This window comes from Croceibacterium xixiisoli (genome assembly GCF_009827305.1).
Lineage (GTDB): Bacteria > Pseudomonadota > Alphaproteobacteria > Sphingomonadales > Sphingomonadaceae > Croceibacterium_C > Croceibacterium_C xixiisoli.
The window spans coordinates 1,776,321-1,798,336 of record NZ_WTYJ01000001.1 but is presented as its reverse complement, the minus strand read 5'-3'; the positions used below and the strand labels follow the sequence as shown (position 1 = coordinate 1,798,336).

Here is a 22,016-nt window from a genome sequence, read left to right as displayed (position 1 = left end):
CGATCATGATGCGAAAGATGTTACTCGCCAGCTGCCTGCAAGGACGTGCCCAGAGCGGTGAACCGTTCCCACAGCTCATCGGCGCGCGGCAGGCATTCGGCATGCAACACCTGCATGTCGCCGATGCTGTTGACGTAGGCCGGGGTCATTCCCTGTTCGAGTGACTTGCCGGTGGCCGCTTCATAATGACCGGCGAACCAGCCGATGGCGAAGCTCATCGTCGCCCGGCCAGAGGGATCTTCCAACAGGCTGGAGGTAATCGTCGCCCAGACGGCGCAGCGCAGATCGCTGTTCGAATCGACGGCCTGGGCCTGGGCAGGCTGAACGATCGCAAGTGACAACACCGCGCCGACCAGATACCCGCGCATGATCAGACCCGCATCGGCATGAGCACGTAAAGCGCCGGGCTGCTGTCATCCTGACGGATCAGCGTCGGGGCGCCGGCATCGGCAAGGTGCAGTTCGACCGTGTCACCGTCGATCTGCCCCAGGATATCCTTGAGGTAATTGGCGTTGAAACCGATTTCGAGCGGTTCGGAAGAATAGCTGGCCGGCACTTCTTCGGCAGCGGTGCCATTGTCGGGCGAGGTGACCGACAGCACGACCTTGTCCGTTTCCAGACCGATCTTGACCGCGCGGGTCTTTTCCGTGGCGATGGTCGCCACGCGATCGACGCCCTGAAAGAAGCTGCGCGGATCAAGCTTGAGCAGCTTGTCGTTGCCGGTCGGGATGACGCGGCTGTAATCCGGGAAAGTACCGTCGATCAGCTTGCTGGTCAGCACCATGCCGCCTTCACCGCCCAGGGTGAAACGGACCTTGCTGGCCGACAGATCGATCAGGACATTGCTGTCCCCGGCTTCTTCCAGGAGCTTGCGCAGTTCAGCCACGGCTTTGCGCGGGACGATCACATCGGGCATGCCGGCCGCGCCATCGGGGCGGTCGATCGTGAAGCGAGCCAGGCGGTGGCCATCGGTCGCGGCGGCCTTGAGCACCGGCGTGTCTTCGTCAGCGACATGCAGGAAAATGCCGTTGAGGTAATAGCGGGTTTCTTCGGTCGAGATCGCAAAGCGGGTGCGGTCGATCAGTTCGGCCAGCACCTTGGCCGGCAATTCGAAGCTGGTCGGCAGATCGCCTTCCACGATGACCGGGAAATCATCACGCGGGAGGGTCGGCAGCGAGAAGCGGCTGCGGCCGGCCTTGACCGTCATGCGGTTGTCGGCCGCTTCCAGGCTGACCTGGCTGCCATCGGGCAGCTTGCGCGCGATGTCGAACAGCAGATGGGCCGAAACGGTGATGGCGCCCGCACCATCGACCGATACCGCGTCCAGGCTTTCCACCACCTGCAGATCCAGATCGGTCGCCATGACGCGCACCAGACCATCACCGGCGGCCTCAATCAGGACGTTCGACAGGATCGGAATGGTGTTGCGGCGTTCAACCACCGACTGGACGTGAGACAGACAACGCAGCAGCTTGGCGCGTTCAATGGTGGCCTTCATCAGAGCACAAACCCCTTTGGGCGCCTTCCTTCGCAGGGACCGGCCCTTCCCGGAATGGGCCGGAATCGCCTGCAAGCGCCGGAAAATGTCACAATATCCTTAGCGCAGGCAGGTCCATCGGCAAGAACGAAAGCCAAACAGCGCCGATTCTTTGGGGATAAATTGTATCAGGGCCGCCGTATCGAGCCGATCAGCGCATCAGACGAAAACGCGGCTGGGCCCGTTTTCACGCCGTTCTTCTTCCAGCCAGTCAGCAATGGCGCGGGCGATCTTGCCCCCGCCCTGCACCGAAGGCTCGATCGGATTGGCGTAATCGGCCGGCACGGTGCAGATCAGCCGCAGATCGATGAGATCAGCCCCGGTGATGAAGGCGTTGCGGGTGATCGCATCGTTGAACAGCGCCGCCGCATGCGGGGCGACAAGCCCCTGGGGCGGCTTGAGATTGCCGTCATAGATCGTCCCCACCGCAACGGGCAGCCCCTTGCTCCGCGCCTGTCGCAGCATGGCGCGATGGCGGGAACCGAAGGCAGCGGCCAGGGCGCCGATCTGCAGCAGGCCATCGGCGATGGTGCCAACGGCATCTTCCAGCCGGGGGAGATGATCGAGCGCGTCGTTACCGCCCACCGAGATGACGATATGGGTGGCGCCCAGCGGCAGGCGGTCGAGCTGGTTGTGGGCGTCATCGACCATGCTGCCGTCCACCGCCAGCAGGCTGACCCGGTCATCAGGCCCGATATATTGCCGCAACTGCGCCGTTACATCGGGCCCGTTGGAAACATAGGCGCCGTTGTCGAAGGTGGAATCTCCCAACAGAACAACATGCGCCATCCTCAATTCCCCCAGACCGGTCCTGATGGAATCAGGACATCATTGCCATTCCGCCGTTCACATGCAGCGTCTGCCCGGTGATATAGGCGGATTCGCGTGATGCAAGGAAGGCCACGGCGGCGCCGATATCATCCCCTTCGCCCATCCGCCCCATCGGGATGCGCGCATTGAGCGCTTCCTTCTGCGCGTCGGGCAAGACCTCCGTCATGGCGGTGCGGATGAAGCCGGGTGCCACGCAATTGGCGGTGATGCCGCGGCTCGCGACTTCCTGCGCATAGGATTTGGTCATGCCGACCAGCCCGGCCTTGGCCGCTGCATAATTGACCTGGCCCGGATTGCCGGTGGCGCCCACGACGCTGGTGATGGTGATGATCCGGCCGAAGCGGGCCTTCATCATCGGCTTGGCCGCCGCGCGCATGATGCGGAAGGTCGATTCCAGATTGATCGCGATCACCTGCGACCATTCATCATCCTTCATCCGCATCGCCAGATTGTCCCGCGTGATGCCGGCATTGTTGACCAGGATATCGATCTTGCCAAGCGTATCGAGCGTCGCCGGGATCAGTTCTTCCACCTGGGTGGTATCGGACAGATTGCAGGTGATTTCCACGTGATCATGGCCGAATTCGGCGTTCAGTTCATCACGGAAAGCGCGCAGCTTCGCCGAGTTGGAGCCCGACAGAGCGAGCCGCGCCCCCTGCCGCGCGAGCGAGCGCGCAATGGAGGAACCGATACCGCCCGACGCGCCGGTTACCAGCGCGGTCATGCCCGAAAGATCAAACATTTCTAAATTCTCCCGATCCGGAGTTTTGCGCGAAACGGCGCGCACTCAAAGGGTTTTGGCCAGCGCTTCGATGTCGGCCATGGTGATGGCGCTGATGACTTCCACATCGGTCACGGTCCGGCCGATCATCGGGCCCAGCACCTTGCCGCCGAGTTCGACGTAGCGTTCGATGCCGGCGTCCTTCATGGCGATGACGCTTTCGCGCCAGCGGACGCGGCCGGTGATCTGCTGCACCAGCAGGTCACGCTCTGCCGCCGGATCGCTGATCAACGAGGCGGTGACATTGGCGTAGAGCGGCAGGCGCAGGGTCTGCGGCGGGATCTTGCCCAGCGCGTCGGCCATGACATCGGCGGCCGGCGCCATCAGCGAACAGTGGAACGGGGCGGAGACCGGCAGCAGCACGCCGCGCTTGATGCCGTGTTCCTTCACCAATGCCACGGCGCGTTCGATCGCGCCGCGATGGCCGGACAGGACGACCTGGCCCGGATCATTGTCATTGGCGACTTCGCAGACTTCGCCTTCTGCAGCCGCTTCTGCCAGGGCGGTTGCCTTGGCGATGTCTGCGCCCAGCAGCGCGCACATGGCGCCCACGCCGACCGGCACGGCGGCCTGCATGGCCTGGCCGCGCTGGCGCAGCAGGCGGGCGGTGTCGGCCAGAGAGAAAGCACCGACAGCGCAAAGCGCGGTATATTCGCCCAGCGAATGGCCGGCGACGCAATCACCCTTGTCGATGATCGAGACGCCGAAATCCTTTTCCAGCACGCGCTGAACCGCGATGGCATTGGCCATGATCGCTGGCTGGGCATTTTCGGTCAGCGTCAGATCGGCTTCGGGCCCTTCGCGCATGATCTGCGACAGCTTCTGGCCCAGCGCCTCATCGACTTCTTCGAAAACCTCGCGCGCGGCGGCGCTGGCTTCGGCCAGATCTGCGCCCATGCCGATCTTCTGGCTGCCCTGGCCGGGAAATACGAATGCGGTCATCGCTCAAACTCCTTTATCGGGCGACGCGCCTATGGAAGCTCGCGCGATCCGGCAAGGCCGAAGGGCACGATCCTGTTGGCACTGTCATGCCCGATATCTGCTGCGCCGAGAAAGGGTATAGCCGCCCGATCGCACCAATAGCGGGCAATCTGTTCCGGATCGGCGCCAAATGGCCGGTCATTTTCCGGCACCGCACTAACCCGACCGAGGCGCAGGCCGGCGATATTACCCAATTGCGATGTGACGTGGAACATCAGCCGATCGACGGCATAGAGATGTTCCGACACCTCCTCCACCATCACAACATGTCCGGTCAAATCGGGCATCAGCGGGGTGCCGCACAGCATGGCCAGGGTCATCAGGTTGAAGGCGACGGTCGGCCGGTCATCGAGCGAGGGTTCGAGCCCAGCAACATCGCCGGCAAAATAGGCCAGCGCACGACGGATCGCATCAACCCCGCCCTGCCGGCGCAGATCAACCACCATCGGGCCATGCACCGGCCGACCGATACCATGGCGATAGAGCGCGCCGAGCAGATAGCCACCATCGGAATAGCCGAGATAGATCTTGTCCCGCGCGGCGTCGGTCATGGCCTCGATCGCCGGCAGGGCGATGCGATTGGCGCCATAGCCGCCCTTGGCGAGCCAGACGGCATCGAAAGCGGGATCGTTGGCGCATTCCAGCAGGGCCGACAGTCGCAAGGCATCGGGGCCGGCAAAATGCCCATTCTGAGCAAAGCATTGTTCATGGAAATCAAGCGAGAGACCGGGGAATTCGTCCACCAGCCGCAGGGCCTGGCTGGCAATTTCCCGGCTGATCGGGGTGGCGGGTGCGCAGATGGCGATGCGGGTCATCCCCCCTCCATACAGATAATCACCCGGACCGCGAAGGAGAGCAGGCCGCTTTTTGCCGATGCAAACTGGCCCAAATGCGCGCTTTTCATCAACGGAATTGTTGAGTCGGAGCGCGCAGCAACCTAGGAACAGCGGCATGACGACACCTGCTGCCGCCCTCACCGCCCACCCCTGGTTCTTTTCTGGCATCGGTGGGTCCGGCATGTTGCCGCTTGCCACAATTCTGAAGGCGCGCGGCGCCAAGGTTTCCGGTTCCGACCGCAGCCATGACCAGGGCCGGACGCCGGAAAAATTCGCCTGGCTGGCGCAGCAGGGCTTCACCCTGTTCCCACAGGACGGCAGCGGAATCACTTCGGCAGAACAGGTGCTGGTCGCCTCGGCAGCGATCGAGGATACGGTGCCGGAAATCATCCGCGCCAAAGAACTGGGTTGCACGCGGATGACACGGGCCGAATTGCTGGCACGCCTGTTCAATTCTGCGCCGCAAGGCATGGCCGTGGGCGGGACGAGCGGCAAATCCACGGTCACGGGCATGCTCGGCTGGATCATGCATCAGATCGGCGGCGACCCCACGATCATGAATGGCGCGGTGATGAAGAATTTCGTCACGCCTGAATTTCCCTTCGCGAGCGCACGCATCGGCCATGGTCGCAGCTTCGTGTCCGAAGTGGATGAAAGCGACGGTTCGATCGCGCTCTATCGCCCCGCTGTATCGCTGCTGCTGAATGTCAGCCTGGACCATATGAGCATGGAACAGCTGCGGGTGCTGTTCCGCAACTTCCTGCTCGCCGGGCGTCGGGCCGTGGTCAATGCCGACGATACCGAGGCGCTGTCGCTGGGCGAAGGTATCCCCGGACTGATCACCTTCGGGATCGACAATCGGCGCGCCACGATCGGAATCGAGCCGGACAGCATCGCATCCGAACCGACCGGCGAATATGCACTGGTGGTCGACCGGCGACAGGATGTTGCCCACCCTTTGCGGTTGGGCATGCCTGGCCGGCACAATCTGTCCAACGCGCTGGCCGCCATCGCCGCCGCCGTGGCAGGCGGGGTCAATGTGCATGACGCGGCCATCGCCCTGTCCAGCTTCAAGGGCATTGGCCGGCGTTTCGATATCATCGGCACCAGCCCGGCGGGCATTACGGTAATCGACGATTTCGGGCACAATCCGGAAAAATGCCGCGCCACGCTGCGCACGCTGAAGGGACATGAGGGGCGCGTGATCGCCTTCTTCCAGCCGCATGGTTATGGTCCGCTGCGGCAGATGGGCCATGAACTGGCGCAAGTGTTTGCTGAGGAGCTGGGGCCGGACGATGTGACCCTGCTGTGCGATCCGGTCTATTTCGGCGGCACGGTCGATCGCAGCGAAGGCAGCGAGCGGATCGTGCAACTGATCGAACAGCGCGGCGGCCGCGCCAGCTACATTGCCGATCGGGCCGCCTGCGGAGATTACATCGTCAGCATTGCCCGCCCTGGTGACAGGATCGCAATCATGGGCGCCCGCGATGATACGCTGACCAGCTTCGCGCAGGATCTGCTCGCCCGCCTGAGTTGAGCCGCGCGCTTACCAGCAAGGGTCATTGGGGCCGCACTGCGGCCCCAATTCTCAACGCACCCGGAAGAAGCGGATATGCACGCCGCGCCCGGTAGCGGTGGTCGTGCCTTCCAGCGTGCCGACAAATGTCGTGCGATTAAGCCAATCATATTTGCCCTGCGGTGCTTCGAACACCGGATGGGTGCGAACCGGATTAGGGGTGCCATCGGCGTTGGGCGGACAGATCGACCCGGTGTTGCGGACATTGATGACCACTCCATCGTCAGTCTTGAGGAAATAGTCGGCCACCACTTCGCGGCAGCCATCGGCGCGGGTCAGTTGCCAGTCCCAGCCGCCGGGCATGATCTCCCCCTTCATCCCTTCTCCCGCCTGGCCCGGGCCAGTAAAGGTGCCGCCGGTGATGGGGATGATGTTGCGCACACCGCGCGAGGTGGTTCCAGGCGCAATGGATTCGCCCAGCGTGACGATCTCTTCCAACACGAATTCCAGCGTCGGGGCGGTGGTCGCTGACGGCGACGGCTGGCTCTGTGCCACCGCCGTGCCTGATGCGCCGAGCGCTGCGAGCAAGCATCCGGTCAGTCCTGCTTTCCATCCAAAGGCTGCAGTCATATAGTTTCCCTCCCACGGTTGATTAACGCCGCCAGCGATAGCGTGCCGCCGGCCGGCAGGGAAAGGCCCATTGCAACCGGATGCGCAGCGCGGCGATGTTGCCTTGCAATCGGCACGGTTTGCGCTATGTGGCCCGCTTCCCGCGCGGCAACCGGCCTGCGGGATTTTCGAAGAAAGCCGGAGGGGCCCCTGCCATACGGGTGGGAACGCCAACGATCGGCATAGTGGAAGGAAGCGAAGCATGGCTCGTTATGAGCATGTCTTTCTCGCGCGCCAGGATCTGAGCCAGGCTCAGGTTGATGCGCTTGCCGCCGCCATCACGGAAATCGTGGAAGCGAACGAAGGCAAGGTCACCAAGACCGAGACCTGGGGCCTCAAGAGCCTCGCATACAAGATCGACCGTAACCGCAAGGCGCATTTCGTCATGCTCAACATCGAAGGCCCGGGCGCCGCGGTGGCAGAGCTGGAACGCCAGAACCGGATCAACGAAGACGTCATCCGCTGGCTGACGATCGCCGTCGAAGAGCATGAGGAAGGTCCCTCTGTGATGATGCGTAAGAACGAGCGCGACCGCAAGCGCCGTGACCGTGAGGAGCGCAACTGATGGCACGCCCCTTCTTCCGTCGTCGCAAGTCCTGCCCGTTTTCGGCCAAGGATGCCCCCATCATCGATTACAAGGACGTGCGCCTGCTGCAGGGCTTCATGTCCGAACGTGGCAAGATCGTGCCGAGCCGCATCACCGCCGTTTCTGCCAAGAAGCAGCGTGAACTGGCCAAGGCGATCAAGCGCGCCCGCCACCTGGGCCTGCTGCCCTACATCGTGAAGTAAGGAGCGCGGACAGATGGATATCATCCTGCTCGAACGCATCGAAAAGCTCGGTGCCATCGGCGACGTCGTTACCGTCAAGGACGGTTACGCACGCAATTTCCTGCTGCCGCAGAAGAAGGCGCTGCGCGCCAATGATGCGAACCGCAAGGTTTTCGAAGCCAATCGCGAACGTCTGGAAGCTGAAAACGCAACCCGCCGCAGCGATGCCGAAACCGCTGGCGAAGTGATCGCCGGTACGGAAATCGTGCTGATCCGTTCGTCTTCCAACTCCGGCCAGCTGTATGGTTCGGTGAGCGTGCGTGACATCGCCGTCGCTCTGGAAGCCAAGGGCCACAAGGTCGACAAGCGCCAGGTCATCCTGGGCAGCCCGATCAAGACCTTGGGCGTGTTCGACGTGACCATCGCGCTGCACCCGGAAGTTCGTATCACCGTGAAGGCGAATGTCGCCCGTTCGGATGACGAAGCCGAACTGCAGAGCAAGGGCGTCGACGTCATTGCACAGCTGAACGACGAAGACCGCGCCGAAGGCGAAGGCTTCACCGAAGCTTATGACCCCAACCTCGAGCCGGGCGAAATCCCCGCCGAGCTGCTGGGCGAAGACGAAGACGCCGCCTGAGGCGCTTCTTCAAGCTGAACAAGAGGGCGCGTTCCGCAAGGATCGCGCCCTTTTTTTGTGCCCGCGATCCGGCGCTGCCCTGGCCGGATGATGATTGCGCCGCCGGTGCAATGGGCTAGCCTTGGCTAATGGACTCACGCACGATCATCGCCGAGCTGCAGCATATCTACACCGCCGCCGTGGGGCGGCTGCGCGACGATATCGTCGCCTTTGCCGAACATGGCACCGTTCCGCCGACGGAACGGCGGCAGGATGGGAGCTATGCCTATCCCCGGCTGCAGATTCATTATCACGGGGAACGCGGCGGGGGCGACCGGCAGCGGGCATTTGGCCGGTTGGAAGAGCCCGGCACCTACACCACGACGATAACGCGGCCGGATTTGTTCGGCAGCTATCTGCAGGAACAGCTCGATCTGATCCTGAATGATCATACGGTCGAGATCACCACCGGCCCATCGCGGCAGGAAATACCATTCCCCTATGTGCTGGACGGTCAGCTGGGCAGCGCCATGGCCAATGTGCAGCCGGCGGAGCTGGCGCGTCATTTCCCCACCACCGAACTGGCGCTGATCGGCGACGAGGTGGCCGACAGTATCGACATGGGCGGCGGATCGACCGGTTTCCCCCTGTCGCTGTTCGATGGGTTGCGGACCGATTTCTCCCTCGCCCGGCTGGCGCATTATACCGGCACCGCCCCGGGCCATTTCCAACGCTTCGTGCTGCTGACCAATTACCATCGCTATATCGATGAATTCGTCGATTGGGCCGGGGAGCAGATCGGCCAAGGTACCTATACCGCATTGGCCGGCGCCGGCGGGCTGATGATTGATCGACCGACCGGCAATGCCCGCGCGCTGCTGTCCGAAACCACCTGGCGGCGGTATCAGATGCCCGCCTATCATTTGATGGCAGGCGCCAATCTGGGGATCACCCTGGTCAATATCGGCGTCGGCCCTTCCAACGCCAAGACCATCACCGATCATCTGGCGGTGCTGCGCCCCGAAGCCTGGCTGATGATCGGCCATTGCGGCGGCCTGCGGCCGAGCCAGAAGATCGGCGATTTCGTGCTCGCCCATGCCTATCTGCGCGATGATCACGTGCTGGACAGCGTGCTGCCGCCCGAAATCCCCCTGCCCGCCATTGCCGAGGTGCAGCTGGCGCTGGCGCAGGCGGCGGAGGAAATCAGCGGCGCGCAGGGCACCGATCTGAAGCAGCGGATGCGCACCGGCACGGTCGTGACCACCGACGATCGCAATTGGGAGCTACGCTTCACCCACATGGCCCGGCGGTTGTCGCAAAGCCGTGCGGTGGGGATCGAGATGGAAAGTGCCACTGTGGCGGCGCAGGGCTACCGTTTCCGGGTGCCCTATGGCACGCTGCTCTGCGTGTCCGACAAGCCGCTGCATGGCGAAATCAAGCTGCCCGGCCAAGCCAATCATTTTTATGAGCAGGCGATTGCCGGACATCTGCAGACCGGCATCCGCGCCTGCGAATTGCTGCGCGCCGAAGGGCCCAGGCTGCACAGCCGCAAGCTGCGCGCCTTCAACGAACCTCCGTTCCGCTGATAAGCCAATTGGACAGGGCGCCCTGCCCCGCCGATATGGGCTTCGGCAATTACTGGCCCCGCTCTTCGGCAAAAATGACATTTGCGGCATATTCAACCCGGCCTTCGAAATCCTTCACGGCCGTTAGAAACACAGCAGAGGGAATGCCTTCATCCATGATGATATCCCATTGCATGAAGGGATCCCCCTCATCATCCAGATACATGGCCATGAAACGCTGTGACCGGACCAGATCGTTCAACATGCTGAACGGCATTGGCTTCGCCCGGTCGAAGCCGACAGAAAACTGGATTGATCGGCATTTGTCGTGGGTGGTTTCATCGCAATCATAGAACAGGATCGCCCCGCTCCGTCCCGCCAGCTGCATCTCTATTTTGGGATCGCCCCAATCATCCGTGGTCAGACTGGCGGTATGGCCTGCCTGCTGCAACAGGCGCACAATGCCTGCCGGATCTTTCGCGGTGGCAGTGACTGCGTTGGATTTGGATTGCGCCAAGGTCGGAACGGCAGCCAGCGCAAGGCCGGCTGCCGCAAGAACTGCCAAGTAACGCATGCGTGGCCCCCAATAATGCGCAGGTCCGCACGAGGGAATCGCACGTGTTACCAGCCGCTTGGCTTACCTGCGTTCTGCTGATCCAGCCATTGCTTTAACGGGGCGAAGTATTCGACCAGCGCCGCGCCGCTGATTTCACGTGATCCGGTGAAGGCTTCGAGCGCATCGGGCCATGGCTTGCTGGCGCCCATTTCCAGCATGGCATTCAGCCGTTCGCCAACTTCCTTGTTATCATAGAAGCTGCAGCGGTGCAGCGGCCCGGTCCAGCCCGCCTGATCGCAGGCGGCCTTGTAGAACTGGAACTGCAGGATGCCGGCCAGGAAATAGCGCATGTAGGGCGTATTGCCGGGGATGTGGTATTTTGCGCCGGGATCGAAAGCATCAGCCGGACGATCGACCGGCGGGGTGATGCCCTGATACTCGCGCTTCAGATCGACCCAGGCCTGGTTGTAATTGTCCGGCGTGATCGTGCCGTCGAACACACCCCAGCGCCATTTGTCGACCAGCAGGCCGAAGGGCAGGAAGGCCACCTTGTCCAGCGCCTGTTGCAACAGCAACCCGATATCCTTTTCCGGGCCAGGGACCGCCGCCCGATCGAGCATGCCGATCTGCACCAGATATTCGGGCGTGATCGAGAGCGCGATCATGTCGCCAATGGCTTCGTGAAAGCCGTCATTGGCGCCGTTGAGATGCAGGAAATCCTGGCCGTTATAGGCGCGCTGATAATAATTATGGCCCAGCTCGTGATGAATGGTCACGAAATCATCGGCATTCTTCTTGATGCACATCTTGATCCGCAGATCATCCAGATTGTCGATGTCCCAGGCGCTGGCATGGCAGATCACCTCGCGATCAGCCGGCTTCACGAACTGACTGCGCTGCCAGAAGGTTTCCGGTAGCGGTTCGAAACCGAGCGAGGAGAAGAACCCCTCCCCTGCGCGGACCATGTCGATCTCGCTCATACCCTTGGCTTCGATCAGCGCGGTCAGATCATAGCCGATGTCGCCGGCGCCCTGCGGCGCGACCAGCGGATAGATATTGCCCCATTGCTGGGCCCACATATTGCCCAGCAGATCGGCGCGGATCGGGCCTGCAGCAGGCTGAACACTCTCACCATATTTCTCGTTCAGGCGCGAACGGACATAGGTGTGGAGCGACAGGTAAAGCGGCTGCAATTCCTGCCACAGCTTTTCCGTCATGCCGGCGAATTCATCGGCATCCATGTCGTAATTGGAACGCCACATAGCGCCGGCATCGGCAAAGCCGAGTTCGCGCGCGCCTTCATTGGCGATGGTGACCATGCGGGCATAGTCATCCTTCATCGGCGCGCCGACATTGTCGTGCCAGCTGGTCCACATTTCGGCAAATTCGGCCGGCGTGTGCGTCAGCACTGCCATTTCAGCCTCTATGTCCGACCCATTGACGGGCTGGCCGTTCAGCGTGCCGCGCCCCTTGCCGTAATCCGATTGCAGATTGGTGGAGATGGTCGACAGCTCCGCTGCGGCGCCGGGCGTGGTCGGCGCCGGCAGCACGATACCGGTCCGCAGCATGGTCAGCTTGCGCTCAACCTCCGGATCCAGCCCCTGCACCTGGGCATAGCGGGCCGCGTCGAGCGCATATTGGACCGATTTCTCGGTCGCGCGTGCGCCGTAGACAGCCATCACCGCATCGGTATCTTCGGTGATATAGGTCGAATTGATCCAGGAAACGCGCGCCGCCTCGACACTGAAATCGGCGAAGTCCTTTTCCGCAGCAGCGATGAAGTCGGCTGCCCCCTGCGGAGTCATCGGGAAGGCTGCAGCGGCCGATGCAGGCGTGGCAGCGGTTGGCGTGGATTGCTGGGCCATGGCGGGTGCTCCCAAACCAGCGGCGAGCGCAAAGAGTGCGACGGAGGCGAGCGACTTCATGTTGCGAAATCCCTGAGACAAATCATTATGGTTTCTGATGCGACCGGTTTGGACCTGCAGGGGCGTTGAATCAAGTCGGTAGAATCAGTCTGTCAGGAAGCGGGCAATCTCCTGCCCCAAGGCCGGTTCCACCACGCAACCCATGTGGGTGCCCGGGATGGTGGCCAATCGCGCATCCGGCAGGGCATCCACCAGTGCCTGCGGTGAACCATTGTCACGATCCTTGTCACCACACAGAACCAGCGTGGGCATGGTGATCTGCGCCAGTTCTTCGGTGCGGGTATCGTCCACCGAATGCAGCAGCAAGCGCGCCGCCACGCGATCAATCTTCATCTGCTTCATGAACTGCACAGCATAAAATGCCGGATCGCCATGCTTTATTTCCGAAAACCGATCGATCGCATCAATGAAAAAGGCGGCGCGATCGGCCCAGCCGGCCAGCCCTTCCAGCCCCATGCCCGCCAGGACCAGCCGGCGCGGGACCAAGCCATCGAGCACCGCCCGCGCCGCCGTGCGCGCGCCGAGCGAGAAGCCGACCAGATCGAAATCATCGAGACCGAGCGCATCGACCACGGCACGCACATCGCGCACCAGCACATCGGAGGGGTAGGATGCCGGATCCTGCGGCTTTTCGCTTTGGCCGTGAACGCGCAGATCGGGCATGATTGCGCTAAAGCCGGCATTGGCCAGCGTTTGCGCATGGCCATATTTGATCCAGTTCACCTCCGCGCTGGAAAACAGCCCATGGAGCAACAACACCGGCCGGCCAGTGCCCAGCCGATGCACGGCCAGGCTGGTTCCATCAAAACTTTCGACGCGATGGGTGCTGATCATTCGGGAACCTCCAGCCCGGCCGCATGCCAGCGGCGGACGACATCATCATTGTCCGTGCTGCGCTGGCCCGGCAATCCGGTGAGATCTACCCAGCCATCCAGCATGCTTTCCGTGGCATAGTTTTCCGTTGGGCGAAACGCCGCCGGGTCGTCGAAACTGCCCAGGGTCAGATCCATCGTATCCCCTTCGCGAAAAGCAAAACCCAGTGGCGTGCCGCAACGGGCGCAGAAAGGACGGTGCGCAATGGGGGAGGAGACATACCACTGCGGTTGTTCGCCCAGCCAATGGACGGCATCCTTGCGCACACCGACATAGGCTACCCAGGCACCGCCGGTGGCATGGCGACACATGGAACAATGACAGGCATAAGCCTTCTGCGGATCGACCTCCGCCCGATAGCGCACCGCGCGGCATTGGCATCCGCCCTGGATGGTCTGCATTCTGCCTCTCCTCGATTGGTCCTTTACCGGGCAATGCCCGGCGGCATGGAGCGATCCCGAAACCTTCCGATATGAAGCCAGTGCTTGCCGACAGGCGCCCAGCCGTGCAGCTTGCTGCCATGGGAGAAAAGGCAGGCACCGCGCCAAGCGGCAAATGGCGTCATATCGGGCCGGGGCTGGTGGTTGCCGCCACGGGCGTTGGCGCGGGCGATCTGGTGGCGACGCTGATCGCCGGGTCACGCTTCGGTTATGCGCTGCTGTGGGCGGCGATCGTGGGCTGCGTGGTGAAGATCGCCCTGTCCGAAGGATCGGCGCGGTATCATCTGGCCACCGGCTCGACCATTCTGGCCGGCTGGCGATCGTTGGGCCGATGGACCAGCTGGTATTTCGGCATTTATGTGGTGATCTGGGGCTTCATCTATGGCGCCACCGCCATGAGCGCGACGGCGCTGCCGCTGGCAGCCATGTTTCCGGCATTGCCGCTCTGGGGTTGGGCGGTCTTGTCTGGCCTGGCGGGGCTGATGTTCGTCTGGTTCAACCGCTACGCCCTGTTCGAAACCGTGATGAAGCTGTTGGTCGGGACCATGTTCGTGATCATGGTGGGGCTGGCCATATTGGTGGCGCCCAGCCTGCCCGGGCTGCTGTCCGGCCTGACCTTCATCATGCCCGAGGGATCGCTGCTCTATACCATGGGGCTGATCGGGGGCGTCGGCGGAACCGTGACCACCGCTGCCTATGGCTATTGGTGCCAGGTCAAGGGCTGGCAGGGACCGGGTTGGTTGCCGCTGATGCGGCTCGACAACACGGTCGCCTATACCGTCACCGGGATTTTCGTGATCGCCATGCTGATCGTGGGCGCGGAATTGCTGCATGCCAGCGGCATCGCGCTGCAGGCAGGTGACCGGGGGTTGATCGACCTGTCAGATGTACTGGAGGTGCGCTTTGGTCCAGTTATCGCCACGCTGTTCCTGGTCGGGTTTGCCGCCACGGCCTTTTCCTCGATCCTGGGCGTGTGGCATGGGATGAGCCTGTTCTTTGCCGACTGGTATTATCAGGCGCGGGGCCAGACGGTGCCGGACGATATCGAGCGCAGCCCGGCGTTCCGCGCCTATATGCTGTGGCTGACCTTCCCGCCGATGCTGCTGCTGTTTGCGCAGCAGCCGTTCATGCTGGCGGTGATCTATGGCGCCTTCGGGGCGCTGTTCATGCCCTTTCTGGCGATCACGCTGCTGCTGTTGCTGAATTCGTCGCGGGTGCCGGCGGATTGCCGCAATGGCTGGCTGGCGAATATCACACTGACAGGATCGGCGGCGCTGTTCCTGATCCTGGCAGGGCAGCAAATCCTTTCGCTGATGGGATAAGCGGGGCGTCCCTGCCGCCCCGCCCATCCCTCCAGATCAGCCTTTCTTCAGGTGACGGCGGCCGAGCAGTTCGGCGATCTGCACGGCATTGAGCGCGGCGCCCTTGCGCAGATTGTCCGACACGCACCACAGCGTCAGCCCATTGTCGACGGTGGGATCTTCGCGCACGCGGCTGACATAGGTGGCGCCATCGCCGGCCGCCTCTATCGGGGTGACATAGCCGCCATCTTCCCGCTTATCGACCAGCATGATGCCGGGCGCTTCGCGTAGGATGTCTTGCGCCTGTTCGGCGCTGATCTCGTTTTCGAATTCGATGTTCACCGCTTCCGAATGGCCGACGAACACCGGCACGCGCACGCAGGTCGCGCTCAGCTTGATCTTGGGATCGAGGATCTTCTTGGTTTCGACCACCATCTTCCATTCTTCCTTGGTCGATCCATCGTCCAGGAAGACATCGATATGGGGGATCACGTTGAAGGCGATCTGCTTGGTGAATTTGCGCGCCTCCACCGGATCACCGACGAAGATGCCACGGCTCTGTTCGAACAGTTCATCCATGCCGGCCTTGCCCGCGCCGGACACCGATTGATAGGTGCTGACCACGACACGCTTGATCTTCGCGGCATCATGCAGCGGTTTGAGCGCGACGACCAGCTGCGCGGTCGAGCAATTGGGATTGGCGATGATATTGCGTGCCTTGTACCCATCGATCGCCTCCGGGTTCACTTCCGGCACGATCAGCGGCACATCCGGATCCATGCGGTATAGCGAGGAATTGTCGATCACCACGCAACCGGCAGCGGCCGCCTTGGGCGCATATTCCTTGGTGGGGCCCGATCCGGCGGCGAACAGGGCGATATCCCAGCCGGTAAAATCGAAATGTTCGAGATTCTTGCACTTCACCATGCGGCCGGTGTCGCCGATCTCGATCTCCATCCCGGTCGAACGCGAGCTGGCAACCGCCGCCACCTCGTCCATCGGGAATTCCCGTTCCGCCAGAATGGCCAGCATTTCGCGCCCGACATTTCCCGTCGCACCGACAACCGCAACCCGGTAACCCATTCCTACGCTCCACTATGATGTACGCGGGCGTTGCCCCCTTGCGCGGGGCACCGCAAGCGATTTTGCCGTGATCAATCCGATGGGCGTTATTCCGCCGGCGCCACGCCATTGCGTTCGAGAAAGCGGAAGATCGATTCCCACAGATGCACGCTGATCACCGGGCCGCCCACGCTGTGCGTCTGGCCGGGGTAGAGCATCATTTCGAACGGCACCGCCGCATGCTGCATGGTGGCGGCAATGGCGGTGGCGTTTTCGAACACCACATTGTCATCCGCCATGCCATGGATCAGCAGCATCGGATCGGTGATCTTGACCGCATCGGCAATCGCATCCGAGCGGGCATAGGCTGCGGCATCGCCCTGCGGCGTGCCCATGAAGCGTTCGGTGTAGTGCGTATCGTAGAGTTCCCATTTCGCCACCGGCGCGCCGACGATGCCGGCGGCGTAGAGACCGGGATCAGCCTCCAGCATCTTCAACGTCAGATAGCCGCCATAGGACCAGCCATAGGTGGCAATCTTGCCGGCATCGACATAGGGCAGCGTCTTGAGATATTCGGCGCCGCTGCGCTGATCGGCGACTTCCACGCCGCCCATCGCGCGATAGATCGCGCGTTCGAATTCGACCCCGCGATTGGCGCTGCCGCGATTGTCGATTTCGAAATAGATATAGCCGCGATCAACGATCGCCTGCAGCTGCGCGCCTTGCCAGCCGCGCGTGACATACTGGTTCCCCGGCCCGCCGTAATGGCCGAAAAACACCGGATATGTCTTGCCCGGCTGCAGTTCCGGCGTGATCATCATCCAGTGCAGCGGCGTGCCGTCTTCCGCAGCGATGGTGCCGAAGCTCGGGGCCCTGTGGCTGGCGAGATGGGGGGCATAGGGATGCGCGGCGTCGAGCGCGTTTTCCATGATCCATTCGATACGCTGGCCCTGCCCGTCTGCCAGATAGCTCTGTGGCGGCTGCAGATCGCCATGACGGGTAACGACCAGCGCCTTGCCGCTGCGATCCATCTTCGCGCTGTTGACGTAGTCGGTTTCGCTCAGGCGCTCGATCCGCGTGGGGTCGGCCAGATTCAGGGCGTAGATCTGCTGCGCCAGGACATCATCCCTGGTGGCGGTGAAATAGACCCGCCCCTGATCCTGATCCACGCCCGCCAGGCTCGTGACCATCCAGTCGCCCCGGGTCAGCTGGGTCCAGCCACCATCGGCGAAGCGCCAGAGATGGCCGAAGCCATCGCGTTCGGACCACCAGATCAGGCTGCCGTCTTTCAGGAAGCGATAATCGTTAGACAGATTGATCCAGTGCCCATCCCGCGCGCGTTCAGTGAACAGCACGCTGCTGCGACCGGTGGCAGGATCGACCTTGAGCATGTCGATCCGGGTCTGGGCGCGATCCTGCCGCTGGACATAGAGCGCCGAACCATCGGGCGCCCAATCGACGCGGGCGAGATAGACATCGCGGTCCGATCCCAGATCAACCTGCACGCGGTGCTTCCCATCGGGATCGCTGATGAACAATTGCACATCGGCGTTGGGCGTGCCGGCGGCGGGATAGCGCTGCTGATAGGTGCGCGTGCCTTCGGCGCCGATGGCGGCGCGGGTGACGATGCCGACGGGGGTTTCGTCCACGCGGGCGATGGCGATGCGCCGGTCGCCCGGGGCCCACCAATAGCCGGTGTGGCGATCCATTTCTTCCTGGGCGACAAACTCCGCCTCCCCCCAGGTGACGAGTTCGCCCTCTTGCGGAGTGACCGGCACCGCCTCCGCGCCCAATGTCCCGACCCACAGCCGACGGTCGCGCACGAAGGAGACGTAATTGCCGGAGGGACTGAGCGCAGGGTTGAGCTCGCCCTCTTCGGTGTTGGTCAGCCGGCTGATGCCGCCATCCAGGCCGGCGAGAAACAGATCGCCGTCGATCGGCACGAGGATGGATTGGCCATCGGCGGCCCATTCATAGGTGACAATGCCCTTCAGGCTGCCGATCCGCAGCCGTTCCCGCTGCATCTTTTCCGCTTCGGACAGGTCGCGCACCGGGCCGATCGCCGTGCTGTCCACCAGCATGCGCCATTGGCTGCTCTGCCGGTCATAGCCCCACAGATCATAGCGCTCGCGATCATCCTCCCGATTGCGCAGCAGGGTCAGCCAGCGGCCATCGGGGGAAAGCTGCACCCCACGCGGGGCCGGGCCGTTGAGGCTGGGGCTGCCGAACACCTGCTGAAATGTCAGATCCCCCTGCTGCGTACCCGTCATCATCTGCTCCTGATTGTCCTGCTGCTGTGCCAACAAGGGCTGTGCATGGGCGGCCAGCGCCACGAGGCTGACGGCAGCAGCCAGAGACAACAATTTCATCAACATCACCCGATAGCCAGGCGGGCCTTGTGAAACATCAGGGGCAGATCGTCCAGTTCTGCCCCTGCAGGCCAATTACGACAGGCATTGCCCGACCGTGGGATCATCGGCCAGTGCACGCGCCTGATCGCTCTGGCTTGCGCCCGGCGCGACTTCATGGGTGATGCAGCTTTTCGTGCCGTCCAGCCTTACGACCAGCAGATAGGGCGTGTCGGTCGTCGCTTCGGGCTGATCCTGCACCAGATAGCGCAGCACCAGGGCGTCAGGCTTCCAGGCAGCGCCTTCTCCCGTGCCGCGCCATTCGACCGTTTCCCCCACCTTGTTGAAGCCGCTGCGCTGGGTCGCGGACGACAGCTTGAGATTGGCGGTGGCACCGTCGGGGAAATTGACCTCCACATTCTGCCGCAGGTCGCTTTCCGTCACGGTCAGGCTGTGGCCCGCCGGACCGTTGCAGGCGTGTTTGAAATATCCACCTTCTTCGGAGGTGGATTCGATGACCCGGCAGTCGGTGGTTTTGGAGAATTGCGAAGTTCTGGCCGCGATTGGACTGGCGGGGGTGGCTGGCTCTCCCGGTTGGGCAGATGCGGCAGGGCTAGCGGGATCGGACTGGGGCTGATCGGGCGTTTCCGCAGAACAGGCCGTCGTCATAAGGGCAAGCACACCGGCACAGATTGTCATTCGCATGGTCAGGTTCCTCTCTTTTCGCGAGAGCAACGTTCGGGACACGAAAAAGGGGGCGACTCAACGAGCCACCCCCTTCATCGAATTCGATCTGGCAGGCGAGGAATACCCCGCCCGGCGCAGGTGAATTACTTGCTCTGCGTATCGCGACGTTCGGCGATACGAGCGCGCTTGCCAGTGCGGCCGCGCAGGTAATAGAGCTTCGCACGACGCACGACACCACGGCGAACCACGGTGATGCTGTCGATGTTCGGCGAATAGAGCGGGAACACACGTTCCACGCCTTCACCAAAGCTGATCTTGCGGACAGTGAAGTTGCTGCCCATGCCGCGGTTCGAACGGGCGATGCAGACGCCTTCGTAGTTCTGCACGCGGGTCCGTTCGCCTTCAACAACGCGCACGCCGACGCGCAGCGTGTCACCCGGGCGGAAATCCGGAAGGTCCTTGCCTTCGGTCAGTTTGCCGATGTTTTCGGCTTCGATCTGCTGGATCAGGTTCATCGATCCGTATCCCTATCTTCATGCCGCGCGCCAGAGGCAGACTGGTCCCGAACGCCACAATAGCGTTCCCAAAGGTCCGGCCTGCGTAACCGTGTGTCTTCCACCGACCGGCTTTTACGCCAGGCGGCTATCTTCGCATGATCCCCCGATCGCAGCACTTCAGGGATCGTGCGCCCTTCCCATTCGACAGGTCGGGTATAGTGCGGATATTCGAGCAACCCTTCTTCGAAGGATTCTTCGGTACCGCTGGAAGCCGCGCCCATTACGCCGGGAAGCAGGCGAATGCAAGCATCGAGAATCGCCAAGGCCGCCGTCTCTCCGCCCGACAGAATAATGTCGGTCAGGCTGACCTGTTCGACCGGGCGGCCAGCGAAAATGCGTTCGTCGAAACCTTCGAACCGACCGCATAGAAGAGTCACCCCTGGGCCTTCCGCCAATTGCCGGATGCGGGCCTGGGTGATCGGCTTCCCGCGCGGGGTCATGGCCAGCACGGGGCAAGCCGGCTGCAGCGCCAGCGCGTGGTCGATGCCGGCAGCGAGCACATCTGCCTTGAGCACCATGCCGGCGCCGCCCCCGGCCGGCGTGTCATCCACGGTGCGGTGCTTGTCCTGCGCAAAATCGCGCAGTTGCACCGCATTCAACGCCCAGTCACCGCGCTGGAGCGCACGGCCGGCAAGCGACTGGCCAAGCGGACCGGGGAACATGTCTGGATAAAGGGTCAGCACGGTGGCGGCGAAAGTCATGCAGTCAGGCTCCGAAATTCAGGCCCCCTCTACACCTTTCCGCGCTGGCCCCAAGCCCTGCCGCTATCCGCCGCCGCACCCCCCGCAGCCCGAACTGCCGCAGCCATCGCCATCGGCATCGGTATTGGTGGCGCCGCTGCCATCGCCCGAATTGCCCGCAGAACGAAAATCATTGAGCATGCTGAAAGGCGTGCCGACCAGCACGGCCATGCCGAACAGGGACACAGCGGTGCTGAGTTCGTCGTGATTGGGCGCCCGCTTCAACCGCGCACCGCGTTGCTGAGCATCCATGGCAACATCCCGGCCGGCCCTGGTGCGCTGATCGTAGCCTGTGACCCTGACGATCGCGATGACGATCGTCGTCACCACGAAAATCACCAAAAAACCGGTGGGCCGATCCCATTGGACGCCTTCCGCATAGCGCAGGATCGCGCAAATGATCAGCAGCATCAGGGGGAATGCCGCCTGCAGCGCGAAGCCCTGGGCATCGGCCTTGTTCATCATAAGGCCGCTATCGGCCAGCCGCCGTTCCACCCGTTCGGCAAATGGGACGGTTGCACGAAGCAGATCGGGCCAGGTGGCAAAATCCTGCTCATCGCGATGGAGCGCGGCGCGGTTGGGAACCGCGCTGCCATGCCGCCCCCAGTCAAGCGGCAGGTGAATGCCCGATCTATCGATGCGGACTGCGCCACAGGCATAGAGCCGGGCCGTGATGGTCTGCGCCAGCCGGTCGCGGCCGCCGGTCAGCACGGCCATGTCATCATCATTGATCGCGGCGCCGCGATGCCCATCCTGCCGCAGCCAACGCGACAGCAGCACGCTGCCGCCGAAGGCGATGATCAGAGCGACAACGTACAGAACAAGAAAGGCAGGCCCAGTCCATTCAAACGGATTCAATCCATTCACCGGCGATTCCCCCAAGAAACACCATTACTAGCAGGGCCAGTACGGCACTGATAATCGCAAGTTTTCGGGGAAGGAAGATGAATTCATGCGGGTGTACACGAATGGCACGCGCATCTTTTCCGAAGCGTTGCGCGGCGGCAGGCCAAATGTCTTCGGGGGGATTTTCGCCAAAGACCTGTTCATAGCTGCGCAGCGTCGCGGCATATTGATCGTAATAGCGGGTCTGTTCATCCGAACCGCCCGCCGTGGGACCATGATGCAGCTTTGCGCCGAGGACGTCAGGGCAGAAGCGTTCCCAATAATCGCGGCTGTAGGTCAGATGCAGATGCCAGGCCTGATCGACCGCATCCGACGGGGTCACGGCATGGCCGGATCGTATCGCAAGCAAGCAGAAGCGGTAATATTCCGCGATTACCCGGTTCGCGAAACCGGCGTTCCAGCCGTTTTCGCGTGCCAAGCGCTGATCGAAGGTCAGTGATGCGTCGGGCGGGCCAATCCGATAGTCGCGCAGCACCTGCCAGACGGGATCATCGGCTGCGGCGGAACCTGACCGTGACATC

At 62.6% G+C, this 22,016-nt stretch carries 24 protein-coding genes; 6 read left to right on the top strand and 18 right to left on the bottom strand.

From position 1 onward, the window contains the following. Positions 1-20 precede the first annotated feature (20 nt). From GRI97_RS08690 to GRI97_RS08665, 6 genes are all read right to left on the bottom strand, one after another. Complete coding sequence (locus GRI97_RS08690; protein ID WP_161390642.1) at positions 21-368, bottom strand: hypothetical protein; 348 nt, start codon at positions 366-368, stop codon at positions 21-23. Between the two features lie 2 nt (positions 369-370). Further along, positions 371-1,498 (bottom strand): DNA polymerase III subunit beta, encoded by a 1,128-nt coding sequence (dnaN, locus tag GRI97_RS08685; protein WP_161390641.1) that lies wholly within the window; start codon positions 1,496-1,498, stop codon positions 371-373. A 198-nt stretch (positions 1,499-1,696) separates the two neighbouring features. After that, a complete protein-coding gene (locus tag GRI97_RS08680; protein WP_161390640.1) occupies positions 1,697-2,326 on the bottom strand; it encodes an SGNH/GDSL hydrolase family protein in 630 nt (209 codons plus the stop codon). Positions 2,327-2,357: 31 nt separating this feature from the next. Next, complete coding sequence (gene fabG, locus GRI97_RS08675) at positions 2,358-3,110, bottom strand: 3-oxoacyl-[acyl-carrier-protein] reductase (RefSeq protein WP_161390639.1); 753 nt, start codon at positions 3,108-3,110, stop codon at positions 2,358-2,360. 45 nt (positions 3,111-3,155) lie between these two features. Further along, positions 3,156-4,091 (bottom strand): ACP S-malonyltransferase, encoded by a 936-nt coding sequence (gene fabD, locus GRI97_RS08670; RefSeq protein ID WP_161390638.1) that lies wholly within the window; start codon positions 4,089-4,091, stop codon positions 3,156-3,158. A gap of 29 nt (positions 4,092-4,120) precedes the next feature. Next, positions 4,121-4,945, bottom strand: a complete 825-nt coding sequence (locus GRI97_RS08665) for an LD-carboxypeptidase (RefSeq protein WP_161390637.1) — start codon at positions 4,943-4,945, stop codon at positions 4,121-4,123. A 136-nt stretch (positions 4,946-5,081) separates the two neighbouring features. Here GRI97_RS08665 and GRI97_RS08660 point away from each other — a divergent pair, with 136 nt between their 5' ends. Next, complete coding sequence (locus GRI97_RS08660) at positions 5,082-6,503, top strand: glutamate ligase domain-containing protein (RefSeq protein ID WP_161390636.1); 1,422 nt, start codon at positions 5,082-5,084, stop codon at positions 6,501-6,503. Between the two features lie 51 nt (positions 6,504-6,554). Here the strand turns inward: GRI97_RS08660 and GRI97_RS08655 are convergent, their stop codons facing one another. Then, positions 6,555-7,112, bottom strand: coding sequence for a DUF3237 domain-containing protein (locus GRI97_RS08655; protein ID WP_161390635.1), 558 nt, complete (start codon positions 7,110-7,112; stop codon positions 6,555-6,557). Between the two features lie 241 nt (positions 7,113-7,353). On the opposite strand from GRI97_RS08655, the gene rpsF reads away from it, so the two are divergent. The 4 genes from rpsF to GRI97_RS08635 all read left to right on the top strand — a co-directional run bounded on the left by rpsF (position 7,354) and on the right by GRI97_RS08635 (position 10,121). Beyond that, the gene (gene rpsF / locus GRI97_RS08650) at positions 7,354-7,716 is read left to right on the top strand and encodes a 30S ribosomal protein S6 (protein ID WP_161390634.1); all 363 of its coding nucleotides are present in this window, start codon (positions 7,354-7,356) and stop codon (positions 7,714-7,716) included. Continuing rightward, complete coding sequence (rpsR, locus tag GRI97_RS08645; protein ID WP_161390633.1) at positions 7,716-7,940, top strand: 30S ribosomal protein S18; 225 nt, start codon at positions 7,716-7,718, stop codon at positions 7,938-7,940. The genes rpsF and rpsR overlap by 1 nt, the downstream gene beginning before the upstream one ends. Before the next feature lie 13 nt (positions 7,941-7,953). Next, on the top strand, positions 7,954-8,556 hold the full coding sequence (rplI, locus tag GRI97_RS08640; RefSeq protein ID WP_161390632.1) for a 50S ribosomal protein L9: 603 nt from the start codon (positions 7,954-7,956) through the stop codon (positions 8,554-8,556). Between the two features lie 128 nt (positions 8,557-8,684). After that, on the top strand, positions 8,685-10,121 hold the full coding sequence (locus GRI97_RS08635) for an AMP nucleosidase (RefSeq protein ID WP_161390631.1): 1,437 nt from the start codon (positions 8,685-8,687) through the stop codon (positions 10,119-10,121). 49 nt (positions 10,122-10,170) lie between these two features. On the opposite strand, the gene GRI97_RS08630 is transcribed toward GRI97_RS08635, so the two are convergent. The 4 genes from GRI97_RS08630 to GRI97_RS08615 all read right to left on the bottom strand — a co-directional run bounded on the left by GRI97_RS08630 (position 10,171) and on the right by GRI97_RS08615 (position 13,855). Beyond that, on the bottom strand, positions 10,171-10,674 hold the full coding sequence (locus GRI97_RS08630; protein ID WP_161390630.1) for a YbjN domain-containing protein: 504 nt from the start codon (positions 10,672-10,674) through the stop codon (positions 10,171-10,173). 47 nt (positions 10,675-10,721) lie between these two features. Next, complete coding sequence (locus tag GRI97_RS08625; RefSeq protein ID WP_161390629.1) at positions 10,722-12,581, bottom strand: M2 family metallopeptidase; 1,860 nt, start codon at positions 12,579-12,581, stop codon at positions 10,722-10,724. A gap of 84 nt (positions 12,582-12,665) precedes the next feature. After that, positions 12,666-13,415, bottom strand: a complete 750-nt coding sequence (locus tag GRI97_RS08620; protein ID WP_161390628.1) for an alpha/beta fold hydrolase — start codon at positions 13,413-13,415, stop codon at positions 12,666-12,668. After that, positions 13,412-13,855 carry a GFA family protein gene (locus GRI97_RS08615; RefSeq protein ID WP_161390627.1) on the bottom strand — a complete coding sequence of 148 codons (444 nt, stop codon included), beginning with the start codon at positions 13,853-13,855 and terminating at the stop codon, positions 13,412-13,414. Before GRI97_RS08615 ends, GRI97_RS08620 begins: the two co-directional genes overlap by 4 nt. Positions 13,856-13,974: 119 nt before the next feature. On the opposite strand from GRI97_RS08615, the gene GRI97_RS08610 reads away from it, so the two are divergent. Continuing rightward, entirely contained in the window at positions 13,975-15,216 is a 1,242-nt protein-coding gene (locus GRI97_RS08610; RefSeq protein ID WP_161390626.1) for an Nramp family divalent metal transporter, read from the top strand. A gap of 36 nt (positions 15,217-15,252) precedes the next feature. Here GRI97_RS08610 and GRI97_RS08605 read toward each other — a convergent pair whose 3' ends face one another. The 7 genes from GRI97_RS08605 to GRI97_RS08575 form a co-directional block, all read right to left on the bottom strand. Beyond that, positions 15,253-16,278 (bottom strand): aspartate-semialdehyde dehydrogenase, encoded by a 1,026-nt coding sequence (locus tag GRI97_RS08605; protein WP_161390625.1) that lies wholly within the window; start codon positions 16,276-16,278, stop codon positions 15,253-15,255. An 86-nt stretch (positions 16,279-16,364) separates the two neighbouring features. After that, positions 16,365-18,626 (bottom strand): S9 family peptidase, encoded by a 2,262-nt coding sequence (locus GRI97_RS08600; protein ID WP_161390624.1) that lies wholly within the window; start codon positions 18,624-18,626, stop codon positions 16,365-16,367. A 75-nt stretch (positions 18,627-18,701) separates the two neighbouring features. Then, the gene (locus tag GRI97_RS08595; protein ID WP_161390623.1) at positions 18,702-19,274 is read right to left on the bottom strand and encodes a hypothetical protein; all 573 of its coding nucleotides are present in this window, start codon (positions 19,272-19,274) and stop codon (positions 18,702-18,704) included. A gap of 161 nt (positions 19,275-19,435) precedes the next feature. Continuing rightward, positions 19,436-19,807, bottom strand: coding sequence for a 50S ribosomal protein L19 (gene rplS / locus GRI97_RS08590; RefSeq protein ID WP_161390622.1), 372 nt, complete (start codon positions 19,805-19,807; stop codon positions 19,436-19,438). Then, positions 19,804-20,550, bottom strand: a complete 747-nt coding sequence (trmD, locus tag GRI97_RS08585) for a tRNA (guanosine(37)-N1)-methyltransferase TrmD (RefSeq protein WP_161390621.1) — start codon at positions 20,548-20,550, stop codon at positions 19,804-19,806. Before trmD ends, rplS begins: the two co-directional genes overlap by 4 nt. A 63-nt stretch (positions 20,551-20,613) precedes the next feature. Further along, positions 20,614-21,456, bottom strand: a complete 843-nt coding sequence (locus GRI97_RS08580) for a TIGR04222 domain-containing membrane protein (RefSeq protein ID WP_161390620.1) — start codon at positions 21,454-21,456, stop codon at positions 20,614-20,616. Further along, entirely contained in the window at positions 21,434-22,015 is a 582-nt protein-coding gene (locus GRI97_RS08575) for a glycine-rich domain-containing protein (protein WP_161390619.1), read from the bottom strand. Before GRI97_RS08575 ends, GRI97_RS08580 begins: the two co-directional genes overlap by 23 nt. Position 22,016: the final 1 nt, after the last annotated feature.